The organism is Xanthomonas sp. LF06-19 (assembly GCF_034105425.1).
Classification (GTDB): domain Bacteria; phylum Pseudomonadota; class Gammaproteobacteria; order Xanthomonadales; family Xanthomonadaceae; genus Xanthomonas_A; species Xanthomonas_A sontii.
Genome location: NZ_JAXGGH010000006.1, coordinates 197,148 through 213,639, shown reverse-complemented (window position 1 = coordinate 213,639; position 16,492 = coordinate 197,148). Strand labels below are relative to the sequence as shown.

8 protein-coding genes are annotated in these 16,492 nt (G+C 68.6%); all 8 read right to left on the bottom strand.

The features are described from left to right. Nucleotides 1-278 precede the first annotated feature (278 nt). Nucleotides 279-1,706 carry a sugar porter family MFS transporter gene (locus SLW55_RS13680; RefSeq protein WP_152236865.1) on the bottom strand — a complete coding sequence of 476 codons (1,428 nt, stop codon included), beginning with the start codon at nucleotides 1,704-1,706 and terminating at the stop codon, nucleotides 279-281. Nucleotides 1,707-1,797: 91 nt separating this feature from the next. Beyond that, nucleotides 1,798-3,138 carry a xylose isomerase gene (gene xylA, locus SLW55_RS13675; RefSeq protein ID WP_320745293.1) on the bottom strand — a complete coding sequence of 447 codons (1,341 nt, stop codon included), beginning with the start codon at nucleotides 3,136-3,138 and terminating at the stop codon, nucleotides 1,798-1,800. Nucleotides 3,139-3,172: 34 nt separating this feature from the next. Continuing rightward, nucleotides 3,173-4,666: a xylulokinase gene (gene xylB, locus SLW55_RS13670; RefSeq protein WP_320745292.1), complete on the bottom strand. Its 1,494-nt coding sequence runs from the start codon at nucleotides 4,664-4,666 to the stop codon at nucleotides 3,173-3,175. A 743-nt stretch (nucleotides 4,667-5,409) separates the two neighbouring features. Beyond that, nucleotides 5,410-8,292, bottom strand: a complete 2,883-nt coding sequence (locus SLW55_RS13665; protein ID WP_320745291.1) for a TIM-barrel domain-containing protein — start codon at nucleotides 8,290-8,292, stop codon at nucleotides 5,410-5,412. Nucleotides 8,293-8,344: 52 nt separating this feature from the next. Next, complete coding sequence (locus tag SLW55_RS13660) at nucleotides 8,345-10,030, bottom strand: DUF5597 domain-containing protein (protein ID WP_320745290.1); 1,686 nt, start codon at nucleotides 10,028-10,030, stop codon at nucleotides 8,345-8,347. A gap of 17 nt (nucleotides 10,031-10,047) precedes the next feature. Continuing rightward, on the bottom strand, nucleotides 10,048-11,982 hold the full coding sequence (locus tag SLW55_RS13655) for a sialate O-acetylesterase (protein WP_320745289.1): 1,935 nt from the start codon (nucleotides 11,980-11,982) through the stop codon (nucleotides 10,048-10,050). Nucleotides 11,983-12,067: 85 nt separating this feature from the next. After that, on the bottom strand, nucleotides 12,068-15,004 hold the full coding sequence (locus SLW55_RS13650; protein ID WP_152236870.1) for a TonB-dependent receptor: 2,937 nt from the start codon (nucleotides 15,002-15,004) through the stop codon (nucleotides 12,068-12,070). A 288-nt stretch (nucleotides 15,005-15,292) separates the two neighbouring features. After that, nucleotides 15,293-16,255, bottom strand: a complete 963-nt coding sequence (locus SLW55_RS13645; protein WP_017913161.1) for a LysR substrate-binding domain-containing protein — start codon at nucleotides 16,253-16,255, stop codon at nucleotides 15,293-15,295. Nucleotides 16,256-16,492: the final 237 nt, after the last annotated feature.

Below are 16,492 nucleotides of genomic sequence, written 5' to 3'. Positions count from 1 at the left end.
GAGGACATCAATGAACGTCTATGGGCTGTGCGGACCTGCTCGCAAGGATTCGCCCAGACCCTCATCCGCCCCTGCGGGGCACCTTCACCCCGAAAAGGGGGCCATGGTCCCGGCGGGAGAAGGGAAAGTCCAAAGCCCCTCTCCCACCGGGAGAGGGGTTGGGGTGAGGGTACGACACGCGCAGCGCCACCACCGATCCGGCAATACCTTCAGCCGCTCGGCTACAGACACACCGATCCAGAGATGGCACGCGCGCCGCGTGCGCGTGCGTATCGACCTCAGCCCTGCATCTGTTCCAGTTCCTTGCCCTTGGTCTCGTACACGTAGCGCAGCACGAAGAACACCGACAGGAACGCGGCCACGGTGTAGATGCCGTAGGCGCCGGCCAGGCCGATGCTGCCGAGCAGGACCGGGAAGGTCACGGTGATGGCGAAGTTGGACATCCACTGCGCCGCACCGGCCACCGCCAGGCCGGAACCGCGGATCTGGTTGGGGAACATCTCGCCCAGCATCACCCACATCACCGGGCCCCAGGACATGTTGAAGAAGACTACGTAGACGTTGGCGGCGATCAACGCCAGCCGGCCCATGCCCGGCGACAGCGCCAGCTTGCCGGCCGCATCCAGCGAGGCGCTGGCGAAGGCGATGGTGACCAGCGCCAGCGACACCGCCATGCCGGCCGAGCCGATCCACAACAACGGCTTGCGCCCGACCCGGTCGATCAACACCACAGTGATCAGGCAGGCACCGATGCTCAACGCACCGGACAGCACGTTGATCAACAACGCATCGCTCTCGGAGAAACCCACCGCCTGCCACAGCACCGCGCCGTAGTAGAACACCACGTTGATGCCGACCAGTTGCTGGAAGGTGGCCAGGCCGATGCCGATCCATACGATCGGGCGGACCTTGCCGGTGACCTTGCTGACCAGGTCCGACAGCCGCGGCGTGTGCTGGTCGGCCGACAGCGAGGCGGAGATTTCGGTCAGCTTGGTCTGCGCCGTGTTGGCGCCGTACAGCCGGGTCAGCACCGCCAGCGCCTGCTCGCGGCGGCCCCGCGCCACCAGGAAGCGCGGACTCTCCGGAATCGCCAGCAACAGCAGCAGGAACGCCGTGGACGGCAGCGCCTGCATCCAGAACATCCAGCGCCAGGCCGGCTGCCCCAGCCACAGCGCCTCGGTGGACGCGCCGGCGGCCTTGGCCAGCAGATAATTGCTGAGGAAGGCGCAGAACAGCCCGCCGATGATCGCAATCTGCTGCACCGTGGCCAGGCGCCCGCGGTAGCGCGCCGAGGCGACCTCGGCGATGTAGGCCGGCGACATCACGCTGGCCGCGCCCACCGCGAAACCGCCCATCATCCGCGCCAGCACGAACACCGCCGAGTTGTGCGCCGCGCCGGCGCCCAGCGCCGACAGCAGGAACAGCGCCGCCGAGACGATCAGCACCGTGCGCCGGCCCCAGCGATCGGCCAGCGAACCGGCCAGGAACGCGCCGATCGCGCAGCCCAGCAGCATCGAGGCGACCTCGAAGCCAGTGCCGGCGGAACTGGACTGGAAGGTCTGCTTGAGGCCATCGACGGTACCGTTGATGACGCCGCTGTCGAAGCCGAACAGGAAGCCGCCGATGGTGGCGACGCAGCTGATCAGGATGATGAGGCGGGTGTTCTCGCCGGCATCGGCGTGGCGATCGATCGGAACACTGGACATGGGTTCACCTGGTGGCGTGCAAGAGGGAGACGGCCGGCGCGCGGAAAGGAGCATGCGCGGCGGCGGCCCCGGGCCGCCGCCGCGCACCGGTTCAGCGCAGCAGGTACTGGTTGATCAGGTTCTCGTAGGCTTCCTGGCGGCCGCTGCGCTGGGTCGGCTCGCCGGCCTGCGCGGCGTGCGCGGCCAGGTCGGCCAGCGTGCTCTTGCCAGCGGCGAAGGCCGCACCGGCGCCACTGTCGAAGCTGGCGTAGCGCTCGCGGCGCCACTGCTCCAGCGGCGAGGCGGTGAGCAGCGCGTGGGCGACTTCCAGGCCGCGCGCGAACGCGTCCATGCCGCCGATGTGGGCGATGAACAGGTCCTGCGGATCGGACGACTCGCGGCGCACCTTGGCGTCGAAGTTGAGTCCGCCCGGGGCCAGCCCGCCCTGCCGCAGCACCACCAGCATCGCGCCCACGGTGTCGTACAGGTCGACCGGGAACTGGTCGGTGTCCCAGCCGTTCTGCGGATTGCCGCGGTTGGCGTCGATGCTGCCGAGCAGGCCGGCGTCGCTGGCCACCTGCAGGTCATGCTCGAAGCTGTGCCCGGACAGGGTGGCGTGGTTGGCCTCGATGTTGAGCTTGAAATCCTTGTCCAGCCCATGCTGGCGCAGGAAGCCGACCACGGTGGCGCTGTCGAAGTCGTACTGGTGCTTCATCGGCTCCATCGGCTTGGGCTCGATCAGGAAATTGCCCTTGAAGCCGATGCTGCGCCCGTAGTCGCGGGCCAGGGTCAGAAACCGCGCCAGATGCTCCTGCTCGCGTCGCATCTGCGTGTTGTGCAGGCAGGCGTAGCCTTCGCGGCCGCCCCAGAACACGTAGTTCTCGCCGCCCAGTTCCACGGTCGCTTCCAGCGCGGCCTTGACCTGCACCGCCGCGCGCGCGACCACGTCGAAGTCCGGGTTGGTCGCCGCGCCGTTCATGTAGCGCGGATGCGAGAACAGGTTGGCGGTGCCCCACAGCAGCTTGACCCCGGTGTCGGCCTGGCGCTGCCTGGCGATGCCGACCATGTGCTTGAGATTCTTTTCGTACTGGCCGACGTCCTCGGCGTCCGGCGCCAGGTCCACGTCGTGGAAGCAGTAGTACGGCACGCCGAGCTTGGTGAAGAACTCGAACGCCGCATCGGCCTTGGCCTCGGCGCGGCCCAGCACATCGCTGCCGGCATCCCAGGGATAGGCGCGGGTGCCGGGGCCGAACGGATCGGCGCCGTTGCCGCAGAAGCTGTGCCAGTAGGCCACCGCGAAGCGCAGGTGCTCGGCCATGGTTTTGTCGCCGATGCGCTTGCCGGCGTCGTAAACCTTGAACGCCAGCGGATTGTCCGAGGCCTTGCCTTCGAACGGGATGCGGCCGATGCCCGGGAAAAACTCCTTGGCGCCGGTGTAGACGGAAGTGCTCATCACGAAGTCCTGGTGCGTTGCGGGGGAAAGGGAATCACGCGGCGTACAGCGGGCCGATGGCCTGCAGATGCCGCTGGAAGCTCTGGTAGTGCGCCTGGTACTGCGCGCCGCGCTGCGCATCCGGCTGCGCGGAGCGCGTCGCATCGTCCTGCTGGTGCTGCAGCACCACCTCGGCCAGGCTGGCGCGCTCGCCCTGCGCCCAGCCGTCGGCCCACAGCGCCTGCAGCGCGGCGCCGAATGCCGCGCCCTCGGCCTGCGCCGGCACGTGCACCGGAAGCCCGAACAGGTCGGCGATGAGCTGGCGCCAGCCGGCGCTGTTGCTGCCGCCGCCGGTGAGGGAGATGGCATCGAACTGCAGGCCGGCGTCGACGAAGGCGTCGAAACCGTTGCGCAGGCTGTAGCTGGCGCCCTCCATCGCCGCGCGATAGAAATGCGCCGGCGTGGTGTTGTGCAGGTCCATGCCGGTCAGGCAGCCGCGTGCGGCCGGCAAGTTCGGGGTGCGTTCGCCGTTGAAGAACGGCAGCAGCACCAATCCGTCCGCACCGGGCGCGGTGGCGGCGAGCAACGCCTCGCCCTGCCCGGTTTTGATGCCGAACAGACGCGCGATGGTCTCGGTGGCGACCGTGCAGTTCATGGTGCAGATCAGCGGCAACCAGCCGCCGCTGGAGGAGCAGAACGCGGCCCAGCGTGCGTCCGGGTCGACCACCGGGCGCTCGGCGTAGGCGAACAGCGTGCCGGAGGTACCCAGGCTCATGCTCAGGCGTCCCGGCACCACGTTGCCGGTGCCGATCGCCGCCATCATGTTGTCGCCACCGCCGGTGGCCACGCGGACCTCGCGCGGCAGGCCCAGCGTCTGCGCCGCCGCGGCGGACAGGACGAAACTGGTCTCGGTCGGCACCAGCGGCGGCAGCGCCGCGGCCAGGTCGCGCTGCGGATCGATCGCCTGCAGCAGCGGCGCCGACCATTGCCGGGTGCGCACGTCCAGCCAGCCGCTGCCGGAGGCGTCGCCGACCTCGGCGTAGCGCTCGCCCGTCAGCCAGAAGTTGACGTAGTCGTGGGGCAGCAGCACCGTCGTCATCGCCGCGTAGGCATCGGGACGATGCTTGCGCGTCCACGGCAGCTTGGAGGCCGTGTAGCCGGCCAGGATCGGATTGCCGGCCAGTTCCACGCAGCGCTGCGCGCCGCCGACCTCCTCCATGATCTCCTCGCACTCGCGCTGGGTGCTGGTGTCGCACCACAGCTTCACCGGCGCGGTGACCTGGCCCTGCGCGTCGAGCGGCACGAAGCCGTGCTGCTGCCCGGACACCGCGATGGCCCGCACCTGCGCCCGCTGTTCGGCGCTCAGCGCGGCGAAGCAGGCGACGATGCCGTCGATCCACCACTGCGCCTGCTGCTCGCGGGTGCCGTCGTCGCGGCTGATCAGGTCCAGCGCGTGGCCGTGCGTGGCCACCACCTGCCGGCTGTCGGCATCGTAGGCGAGCAGCTTGACGCTCTGCGTGCCCACGTCCAGGCCGATGTACAGACTCATTGCCCTACCCGCCACATCGTGCACACACCCAGTTCCATCATCGCTCCAGGAGAAAGGCCGGCGTGCGGGGACCGCCCGCCGTGACGCCGAGTGTAGTGCGCACCGCACGCATCACGCAGCGAAGCATGATGACGCTGAGTGCCGCGCGCTGCCAGCGCGGCCCGGGCGATGGCGTACGCACGCACCGGACCCAGCCACCCTGCAGCCAATTCACGGTCAACGCATGCAGAAGCAGGACAAGGATCGAGCCAACGGATGTCACTGCGCGCAGTGATGGCCCGTCGCATCCGCGACACGATGACGACTGGCGCAGTCTCGGCTCTGCGCAGGATGTGTCTACACACGGCGCCATCTTGATGCGCTGCATCAAACCTGCGCGCAAGGCGGGAGCATGTTGTACCGGAGCGCATTCGATGCATCCCTTCTCCCCGTCGACCATGGCCCTCTTCGGGGGAAGTACCCCAGGGAGCGGATGAAGCGCTGCGCTCCGTACCCTCACCCCAACCCCTCTCCCGGGGGGAGAGGGGCTTAAGCGCACCGCGGCTGCTTCGTTGTCACCGTCACAATCACGCCCACGCGTGTGAACACGCATCCCTTCTCCGATTGGGGGAAGGTGCCCCGCAGGGGCGGATGAGGGTACGGGCGTAGCGCGCCTATTTCGCTGCATCGCGACCCAGTCGGCACGCCACGACCGCCAGCATGGGGCAACCAACGCTGGCACCATCTCACGCGCCATCCCAGACTCATCCAGCCCGCGCCGCGACGGCATGGCCGGTCGACTTGCGCGGCACCTCCAGTGGCTGGCCGCGATACTCCACGCTGGCGTCGGCCGCGGGTTCGAGTGCGCCGGCATCGTCGCGTGGGCCATCGACGAAGCGCACATGGATGGTGCGCCGGTCCTGCATGCCCGGCCAGCGCCCCTCGCGCGCGCCGATGCGCAGCACGCCGCTGGCCTGGTCCCACTGCAGCGGGATGCGGCTGAACTCGCCCTGCTCGTAGCCGTAGCCGGTGCCGTCATCCTCGTACAGCGAGAAACGGCCGTCGGCGCCGGTATAGACCACCACGGTCAGCGGCGCATCCGGAATCTGGTCGACGTACTGCTGCACTTGGGTCATCGGCACGATGGCGCCGGCGCGCACGAACAGCGGCATGCGCTGCAGCGGCGCGGCGGCGTCGATGGTCTGGCCGCCGGCGTGGCGCGCGCCGCTGTTGAAGTCGATCCAGTCGGTGCCCGCCGGCAGGTAGACCTTGCGCGAGGTCGCACCGAAGCGGGTCACCGGCGCGACCAGGAACGCTGGGCCGAACAGGTACTCGTCGTCGATGTCGGCGACCTTGGGGTCGTGCGGGAAGTCCATCGGCAGGCCGCGCATCATCACCCCGTCGTGGTGATAGGTGTCGCCGGCGAGCGTGTAGATGTAGGGCAGCAGCGCGTAGCGCAGGCGGCTGTAGTAGGCCATGCTGACGTAGTACGGCGTGCCTTCCGGCGCGATGTTCCAGATCTCGCGGTACGGGAACTGGCCGTGCGAGCGGAACAGCGGCACGAAGGCGCCGAACTGGAACCAGCGCGTGTTGAGTTCGCGCCACTCGGGCAGGTGCGCCGGGTCCTGGGTTTCGTAGCGCTTCTCCACGGCGAAGCCGCCGATGTCGAAGGTCCAGTTCGGCAGGCCCGACATCGACAGGTTGACGCCGGCGGAGATCTGCTCACGCATGTCCTCCCAGCGCGAGGCGATGTCGCCGCTCCACACCGCCACGGCGTTGCGCTGGATGCCGGCGTAGCCTTTGCGCGAGAGGATGAACACGCGCTTGCCGTCGGCGGCGCGGTCGCCGGCATAGACGCCGTGGGTGTGCGGCAGCGGATAGGAATTGAAGAACTCGGTGGACGGCCCCAGCGCGGTCGGGGTGGTGCGCGCCTTGCGCTCGGCGATGTCCAGGTTGGAGTGCACGTCGGGTTCGTCGGCATCCAGCCACCAGGCATCGATGCCCTTGCGGTTGAGTTTTTCGTCGATCTGCCGCCAGTAGATCGCCTGCGCGTCGGCTGCGTACGGATCGTAGAAGGCGTTGGTGTAGCCCTTGCCGATCCAGTCCAGCTCGCCCACCTCGACGTTGCGCCGGTAGATTTGCCCGGCCGCGTCCAGTTCCTTGTAGTGGTCCGTGCTCGGGTAGAACTTCGGCCAGACCGAGATCATCAGCTGCGCGTGGCTGGCGTGCACCGTGTTGACCATGCCGTCCGGGTCGGGAAAGCGCGCGCGGTCGAAGGCGTGCGAGCCCCAGGCGTTCTCGGGCCAGTACGACCAGTCGAGCACGATGTTGTCGATCGGCAACTGCCGCCGGCGGTACTCGGCCAGCACGCCGAGCAGTTCGTCCTGGGTCTTGTAGCGCTCGCGGCTCTGCCAGAAGCCGTAGGCCCACTTCGGCAGCAACACGGCCTTGCCGGTCAGCGTGCGGTAACCGGCGATGACCTGGTCGGCGTTGTCGCCGGCGACGACGTAGTAGTCGATCATCTGCCCCGCTTCGGACCACAACGACAGGTCGCCGGCTTCGGCCACCGGCAGCGGGTCGCGATGCAGCAGCGCGATGTAGCTGGGATCGACCAGGTCCCATTCGACCTTGAGGGTATGCCGCTGGCCGGGTTGCAGTTGCAGCGCGAACGCGTGGTGCCAGGGGTTCCAGTTCTGCCGCCAGCGGTCGACCAGTAGCTTGCCGTCGACCCACAGCCTGGCGTACTCGCTGGCGTAGAGCGAGAAGGTATGCGTGCCGCCGCGCTCGGCCTCGATCTGGCCTTCCCAGCGCACCTGCATGCGGCGCTTGTCGCAGGGCTTGGCCGCGGCGGGGAATTTCGCCAGGTCCTTGATGTACTGATAGTCGATGTCGGCTTCGCGACGCTCCAGCACCGGCTTGCCGTCGATCGCGTAATGCGCGGTCAGCGCACCGGGCTTGCCGTGCGCGTCGTACAGGCGCAGCGTCGCCGGCAGCGGCTGCAGCCCGCGCGGATCGCCGAAGCGGGTGATCGCGTTGTTGTCCCACAGGATCCCGTAGTTGCGGCTGGACACGAGGTACGGCACCGCCATGTCGAGATTGCTCTGCAGCAGTTCGATATCGTGGCCCTTCTGGTTCATCCAGCCCTGCTGGTGCTGGCCGAACCCGTAAAAGGCCTCGTCGGGCGGCGAGACGAAGCGCTGGCGCACGCTCAGATAGTGGCGGCCCTCGACCTGCAACGGCGCGAAGCTGCGCCCGCCCGCCACTTCCGCCAGCAGCGGCGTGCCCTGCGCATCGGTGAAGCCGACATGGCCGTCGACGGTGGACACCTGCGCGGTCATCCGCGCGGTCTTGAGCTGCACCGTGTCGCCGCGCTGCTCCAGCGTAAAGCCGGTGTCGCCCTGCACCGGCACCCGCATCAGGCTCGGTGTGCGCTGAAATGCGCCGGTCGGATCGGCACTGACCCGGACGATGCCGCGGTCGATCACCTGCAGGCGTACCGGCGCCGCGCCCCTGGTGCTGGGATGCACGGTGACGCCGTCGGCATCGCGAGTCACCTGCTGCGCGGCGGCGGACGCAGTGACCGCGAGCAACGCCAGCGCCAACAGGCGTGGCAACGAAGGCGGCAGGCAACGGTTGGCGTGGTGCATGTTCACTCCCTTGGAAGTCACGCGGCATGGCGCGTCTGGCGCCGCCGCGTCGTCAATAGGTCGCCAGGGTGACGCGCAGCAATTGCGGCACGTCGGAGAAGTTGAGTCCGTAATCGGTCTGATCGCCGTTCCAGTTGCGCCGGAACCGCCACTGCTCGCCGTCGTACACACCCTCCTCCACCCGGTCGTAAAGCATGTTGGCGGTCGTGGCGCTGGCCGGATGCAGGGTCACCCGCGCATGCTGGGCGGTGATCAGGAAGGTATCCGGGCCGAGTTCGGCGATCAGCGCCGCGCCGATCGGCGCGGGATTGCCGGGCGGCGCGCCCTGGAACCAGAACTGCGGCACGCCGTAGTTGACGGTGGCGCTCCAGCGCGCGTTGAGCGGCAGTTCCTGCACCGCCTGGCCCGGCGCCTCGGCGGTGCCGTGCAGCTTGCCGGCGGCCGCGGCGCGGGCGAACCCGCGCATGCCCATGCCCACCGCGCGATAGCCCAGCGCGAACGGCGCCAGCGCCTGCGCATCCACGCGCTTGGCACCGAGCGGATCGTTGGAGTAGCCGCTGTAGTCGATGCCGAAGGTCGACCAGCCGATGCCGTCGTGGCCCAGCGCCGGATACAGGTAGCGCGCGTACTCGGGGCGGTTGCCGGTCTCGGCGACGAACAGCGCGTTGTCGGGGCGTGCGTAGCGCTGCAGCACCGTGGTGTACAGCGGGTACTCGGGCATGTAGATGTCCGGCGCCAGCAGATCGATGTGCGGCGCTGCCGCCTTCCACACGTCGAGCACGTTATCGGTGGGGCCGCCGCTGGCGTACTGCCCGGGCTGGCCGGGATTGAACGGGCCGCGCAATGCCGCATTGACGTAGATCGGCAAGGGATACGCGGCCTTGCCGGCCTCGGCGATACGGTCGATGAAGTGCGCGATGTGCCAGGCATGGAAGATCTCGTCGGCATCGGCGCCGAACACCTGCGCCCAGCTGCCCGGCGACTTGCCGAGCCGCTGCAGCAACGCCTGTGGCACCGGGCCGTCGAACACGCGCTGCGCCATCGGCGAGAAGTCGCGCGCACTGCCGTAGGTGCCCGGCTCGTTCTCGGCCTGCACCATGATCACCGTGCGCTGCGGATCGGCCTGGCGCAGATGCCGCATGAAGGCGACGAACGCTTTGCGATCGGCCTGCAGCGTGGCCGGCGCCAGCGGCGACAGCGAACCCAGGCGTCGCCCGTCGCGCGTGACCACGCGCGGAAAGCGCGCATCGTCGGTCTTGACCCAGTGCGGCGCGTAGTTGGGGCCGTTGTTCTTCCAAGTGCCGAACCACAGCAACACCAGCCGCACCCGCTGCGTGCGCGCCTGCGCCAGCAGCGTGTCGACGAAGGAGAAATCGAAGCGGCCCTCTTCCGGTTCCACCTGCTCCCAGGCGACCGGCACCTGCACGGTGTTCGGCCCCAGCGCGCGGATGGCCGGCCACACCTGCGCCAGCGCCGCCGGATAGTTGCTGGAGTTGTTGACCTGCGCGCCGAGGATCAGGAACGGTGCGCCGTCGACCAACAAGGCATGCCGACCGTCGGTGCTGATCAGGCGCGGGATCGGTGCCTGGGCCGGCGCCGATGTCGCGGCAGCGGGCGTGTGCGCACCAACCGACGGCGCATCCGGCGCGGCCTGGCAGCCGCTCAGCAGCAGCGACAGCAGGACAGGTAGCCGCCATGCGGTGCGCAACGCGCGCGACGGCGATCCGATTCTCCGCATGTGGCCGGCGCCCTGCCTCACCAGTCGTCGCTGCGGAACGGGCCCACCGGCAACTGCTCGCGGTTGACCAGGTTGGCGTCCTCGGGGTTTTCGCTCCAGGCGTAGCGCACTGCCTGCGGCTGCGGCACCGCGTCGCTACGGACCACCACCTGGTCGCCCTCGATCCGCGCCTGCGCTGGATGGAAGCGGCGATCGGCGCCGGCCAGGGCGAAGCCACGCAGCACAGTGCCGCCGCCACGCACCGCCAGGGTGCTGCCCATCAAGTCGAACATCACCCGCGCCTGGCCATCGGCGAACGTGGCGCGCGCGAACACCGGCGCGCTGTAGACCAGGGTTTCGCCGTAGGCCACATGGCGTGCGACCAGCGCCAGGCGATGACCCACGTCCTGCTTGTTGGGGGGATGGATGTTGTCCGGCGTGCCGATGTCGATGGTCACCGCCTGCCCGGTGGCCGGCAGCGCCAGCGTCCTGGTCTGAGATTCGCGCAGTTGCGCCCACGGACTCAGGTCGCCCTGGTCGTTGCCGGCCTTCCAGTTGGCCAGTTGCACCCACAGGAACGGCAGCTGCGGCTGTCCGCGCTCCTGCCGCCAGCGCCCGATCAGCGAGGCGAACTGCTCGCGGTAGCGCAGCGCGCCATACGGGTAGGCGTTGCTCTCGCCCTGGTACCAGATCACACCCTTGACCGGGAACGGCTGCAAGGGGTGGATCATCGCGTTGTACAGCAGCGTCGGCACCTGGTTCTTGTCGTCGTTGGCGGCCAGCGTGACCTTGGCCGGGCGGAACCGCCAGTCGCCGGCCAGCGAGCGCGGCTGGCCGCCGTCGGGCTGCACGAAGAACGCCGCCGCATCGCCGGGAATGCCGCCGAAGCCGCCGGTATCCAGGATGCGGATCGCGATGTGGTTGACGCCGGCGCGCAGCGCTGCCGGCGGCACACGGTAGCGGCGCGGTTCGGTGTAGCGCCCTTCGGTGTGGCCGACCTCCACGCCGTTGACGTAGGTGGTGTCGGCATCGTCGGCCGGGCCGATGCCCACGACGGCGCCGGCCTTGGCTTCGGCTGCACTGAGGGTAAAGGTGGTGCGATACCAAGCCACGCCGTCCATGCCGACGTAGCCATGCTGTTCCCACAGCCCCGGCAGCGGCTGGCGGTCCCAGTCGCGGTCGTCCAGGTCGGCAGCGGCCCAGCCGGCATCCGCATCCGCGGTGGTCGGCTGTGGCCAGCGCGCCAGGCGCCGCCGGGTCTCGCCGAGGTCCTGTGCGTCCTTGGCCTGCATCTGCGCGATGCGCGTGCGCACCTGCGCCGCGTCCACGCCCGGCGAGGCGGCGTCCATCCAGGCCTCGATCGCACTGCCGCCCCAGGTGCTGTCGATGATGCCGATCGGCACGCCGGTGCGCTGGCGCAGCTCGCGCGCGAAGAAATACGCCACCGCCGAGAACGCGCCGGCGGTGGCGGGCGTCGCCGCGACCCAACTGCCGCCGGGCAGCCGTGGCTGCGGCTGCGCCGACCAGGCCTTGGGCACCTTGAAGTTGCGCAGTTGCGGATCCGTCGCCGACGCCACTTCACGTGCGCCGTCGCGCGCCTGCGCCAGCGGCCACTCCATGTTGGACTGGCCGCTGGCCAGCCACACGTCGCCGATCAGCACATCGCCGATGCGCCGCTGGCTGCCGTCGCCCTGCACGTCCAGCACGTACGGGCCACCGGCCGCATGCGCCGGCAACTGCAGTTGCCAGCGGCCATCGCGGCCTGCGACCGCACTGGCGCTGGCACCGTCCAGGCGCGCCTGGATGCGTGCGCCAGGCGTGGCCCAACCCCAGACCGGAATCGGTGCATCGCGCTGCAGGACGGCGCCGTCGGCGAACAGCAACGGCAGTTGCAGTTCCGCCGCGGCCGGCCATGACGCGAACGCCAGCGCCAGCAGCGCCAGGCGAACGGTGGGATGCAGCGGTCTTGCCATGAGCGGTTCCTGCGTCGCGAGGAAAAACCGGCGGCAGCCACCCGCCTCGCCGCAGGCGGACCGCGCGCCGGAGACGGCTGCGCGCCTACCAATTGGCGCGCAGCACCAGCGAGTAACGACGATCGTTGACGAACCAGCTGCGCGTGTACAGATGCCGGTCGACCTCGCCATCGCTGTAGGAGGTCGGCCCCATCAGCACCTTGGTCTCCGCGTTGGTGATGTTGTTGGCCTGGATGCCCAGTTGCAGGTGCGGCGAGAACCGATAGAACACCGAGCCGTCGAGCTGGCCGTAGTCGTCCGACCAGGTCGGCAGCTTGGTCGACACGTCGCTGGCGGTCAGCAGATAGCGCGAACGCCAGTTGTAGGCCAGGCGCACCGACAGCGGACCCTTCTCGTAAATGCCGGCGAAGTTGTAGCTGCGCCGCGACAGGCCTTCCAGCGGCAGCGCCACGCCGGTCACGGTGGTCTTGGTGTAGGGATCGGTCGCCGTGTTCACGCCGCCGCTGCTGTCGACGAAGGTGAAGTTGGCATTGACGCCGAAGCCGCTCATCCAGCCCGGTAGCGAATCGAAGAACTGGGTGTAGCCGTACTCGAAGCCGCGGATGCGGCCCTTGTCCATGTTGTACGGACGCGTCACCAGGAAATCCTGGCCGCCATAGTTCTCGGTGACGGTCTGGTTGGAGAAGTAGTCCTTGACGCTCTTGTAGAACAGCGTCACGTACATCATGTCGCTGCTGTCGAAGTACCACTCCAGCGCGGCGTCGTACTGGTCGGCCTTCATCGGCTTGAGGTTGGGATTGCCGGCGGTGCCGGTCCAGTCCTTCAGCGAGCCGTCGTCGTTGACGGTGGCCGTCAGCAGCAGATACGGCTGCAACTGGGTGTAGTCCGGCCTTGCCATCGCCTTGGACGCGGCCAGGCGCAGCTGCAGCGCATCGGAGAACTTGAAGCGCAGGTTCATGCTCGGCAGCACGTCGGTATAGCTGCCGCGCGCGTCGTTCGGAAAGTACTGCCCGTAGTACTGGGCCTTGAGCGCATCCGAGGCCGAGGTGGCGGACAGGTCCGGATACTGGCCGTAGCCCGAGGCCTCGGTCCTGGTCTGCACCACCCGCACGCCGATGTTGCCGTCCACCGGCACGCCCAGCGCGGTGTCGTTGCCGAAGTACATCACCATGTACGCGGCCTGGGTGCGTTCGAACTGGCGGTTGGTGTCCTGCAACTGGTACTGGTCCGGCGCCCAGCCATAGCCGCGCAGCGCGACGATCTGCTCGATCAGCGCCGAGGTGCCGGCGTAGTCCTTGACCGCGCTGTTGCGCGGGAAGTAAAGGTTGTTGGGCACGCGCACCTTGCCGCGCAACAGGTTCGAAAAGGAATACAGCGACGAGGACGCGGTCATGTAGCTGGCCAGGTCGGCCAGGCCGGTGGCGGTGCCGGGGATGGTCGCCCAGTTGTCGCTGATCACGCCCCAGTTGTAGCCGGAATTCTTGTTGGTCTGGGTGCGGTCGGTGGCGCGGATGCCGGCACGGAAGGTGCGCAGCCACGGGTTGTCGTCGTAGCTGTACTCCAGGTCGAAGCGCGTGGCCAGCTCGCGACCGCGGTTCTTGGCCAGGTGATCCATCGCCGCGCTCCAGAAGTAGTTGGAGGGGTCGGCGGTGTAGCTCGGGTCGGCCAGGGTCACTGCGGGATACTTGCCGCTGAGGTCGAAGGTCAGGCCCGGCAGATAGATCGAACTGAACAGGGTGAAATCCAGGGTGTCGCTCTGCGACTGCACCAGTTGCATGTCGCCGCGCACGGTCAGCCGGTCGGTCAAACGATGGGTGAAGCCGCCGGACAGATCGGAGGTGGTGGTGCTCTGCCGGGCGTAGCGGTTGTCGGTGTAGAAGCGCACGCCGTCGTTGCCGGTGACGTTGCCGCGCCAGGAACTGGACGCCGGCGACCCGCTGACGAAACGGCCTGCGTCGTCGTAGGTGAAGGTGGTGCCGGGTGCCGGCGCGATGGCGTTGGTGTCGTCGTTGAAGAACGCCGCGCGCTCCTGCCAGTTCATGTCGTAGGACGAGCGCAGGTATTGCACGTAGAGGTCGGTGGCGTCGCTGGGCCGCCACTGGAAGGCGGCCGCCACGCCCTTGCGCTTGCGTTCGAACTCCAGCTGCCGCCAGTTGACACCTCCGGGCACGTAGACCTTGTCGAAGCTGGTGCCGGCCAGCAACGCGGGATCGGTGCGGCGCACGAACGGTTCCACCTGGATGCCGTCGCTGCGCGTGGCCAGTTCCGAGTGCGCCACATCGAGCATGAAGCCCATTTCGCCCAGGCCGGTGTTCCAGCGATCGCTGAACAGGAACGAGCCCGAGGGCTTGTAGGTCTTGCTCAGGTCGCCGTAGTTGACGTCGGCGGTGAAGCCGATGACCCGGCCCGGCTGATCGAACGGCATGCGCGTGCGCAGGTTGACCGTGCCGCCGAGGCCGCCTTCGACGATCTCCGCCGAGGGATTCTTGTACACGTCCACGCCGGCCATCAATTCGGCCGGCACGTCCTCGAAGCTGAGCCCGCGTCCGCTGGCGGCACTGAAGCTGTCGCGGCCGTTGAGTTCGCCGCGCACCTGGGTCATCCCACGGATCATCACCCCACTGCCTTCGGCCGAGAAGTGGTCCGGGTCGTTGCGCGCCATGAAGTGATCGATGGTCACGCCGCTGACCCGCTGCAGGGTCTCGGTGACGCTGCGGTCCGGCAGCGCGCCGATGTCCTCGGCGCTGACCGAATCGACGATCTGCTCGGCATCGTGCTTGATCGATTGCGACTTGATCAGGCTGCCACGCACGCCCTTGACCTCGACCGCATCGAGCTGGGTCACCGGGTCGCCCTTCTTGCGCGCGGCAGGCTGCGCGCTTGCGGACTCCGCCTCCTGCGCCAGTGCCTGTGCGCTGAGCAGCAGGCCGATGCTCAGCGCGATGAGCGAACGCGGCAAAACACGGGGACGACGTGACGCTGCGGTCGGCAGAGCCGGACCACAAGAATGCTGCGATGCCATGCTGTTTCCCTCCCAGGAGACATGCACACAGACACGGGCGACGGTCGCACCAGGGCGCCGTCCTGCGAGTTGTGACGGCGTCGGTCTCAGCCGCTGCCGTATCGGATGGCGCCGCTGCGCAGAGTGGCAGGTCGGTCGCTACCGCGATCGGCCGAGACTAGGAATGCACTTGGCGTGAAACAAATGAAAAATTCCCGTCAAGCTATGTGATTCCAGACTAGCGGGATGCGCACCACGGCATGTCTACGAAATCGTCCGTCTGCGACATGGCAGCGCATCCGACGGCATTCAAACGCTCGCCGCCCGCTCGGGATACAGCCGCTTGGCCGCATTGCGCAACGCCAGCAACACGCGTTCGGCGCCAGGCGGCAACAGATAGTCGCGGCGGCGCACGATGCCGAACGATTCCATGCGCACGCCCAGCGTGATCGGCAGTACCGTCAGCAGCTTGGCCTGCACATACGGCGCCACCGCCTCGGCCGGCAGCGCGGCCAGCAGGTCGCTGCCGCGCAGCAGGCTGGTCATCACCGGCAGCGACGAGGTCTCGATGACGTTCTGCGGCGCCGGCACCGCATGCTCCAGGAACATCGCGTCCAGGCGCGCGCGCAGCACGCTGTCGGCCGGCGGCAGCACCCAGCCGTAGCGGGCCAGGTCGGCATGGCGCAGGTCGGCGCGGGTGGACAGCGGGTGGCCGGCGCGGGCGATCACCGAGTGCGGCTCGTCGGCCAGCGGCTCGAACTCCAGCGCCTCGGCGCCGTAGGGGCCGAGGATGCGCCCGATCACGATGTCGAGCTGACCATCGAGCAGCTTGGCCACCAGCGGCCGGCTGTAGTCCATCTCCACCCGCACCAGGATGCCGGGGAACTCGCGCTTGACCTCGGCGATGGCCTGCGGCACCAGGTTGGTGCCCGGATTGACCACGGTGCCGATCGAGACCTGGCCCATGCGCCCTTCGCACAGTGCGGCGATTTCTTCCTGGGCACGGCCGATCTCCGACATCGCCGCACGCGCGCGGCGGATCAGCACCTGCCCGTACCAGGTCGGCTCGACCCCGCGCGCGTGGCGCTCGAACAGCTTCACCCCCAGTAGGTCCTCCATTTCCGCCAGCAGCTTGGACGCCGCCGGCTGGGTCATGCTGGCCGCCTCGGCCGCGCGCAGCACCGAACGGTGCTCGTGCAACTGCAGCAGCAACAACAGATGCCGGGTCTTCAGGCGCGCGGCGTTGAACCAGGGATTGGCGGAAGCATTCATCGTGGGCAGGCGTCCTGGGGGAGCGGAGCCGCGTATTCGGCGGCGGAATAGAATATGCCTAAAATTTCATTTGCAGAGCATAGCTCACGCGCGCAGGCTACGACCCATCGCGCCCCCGCTGGCGTCGCCGTCGTCGGGCACCGGCCTGCCGCGGCGGATGCCGCCGGCTTGGCGCCAGCGCGCCGACGCACGGGCGCGGACCGTGGCCTCCCGCCTCCGGTCCCGCCGCGGCGTCGC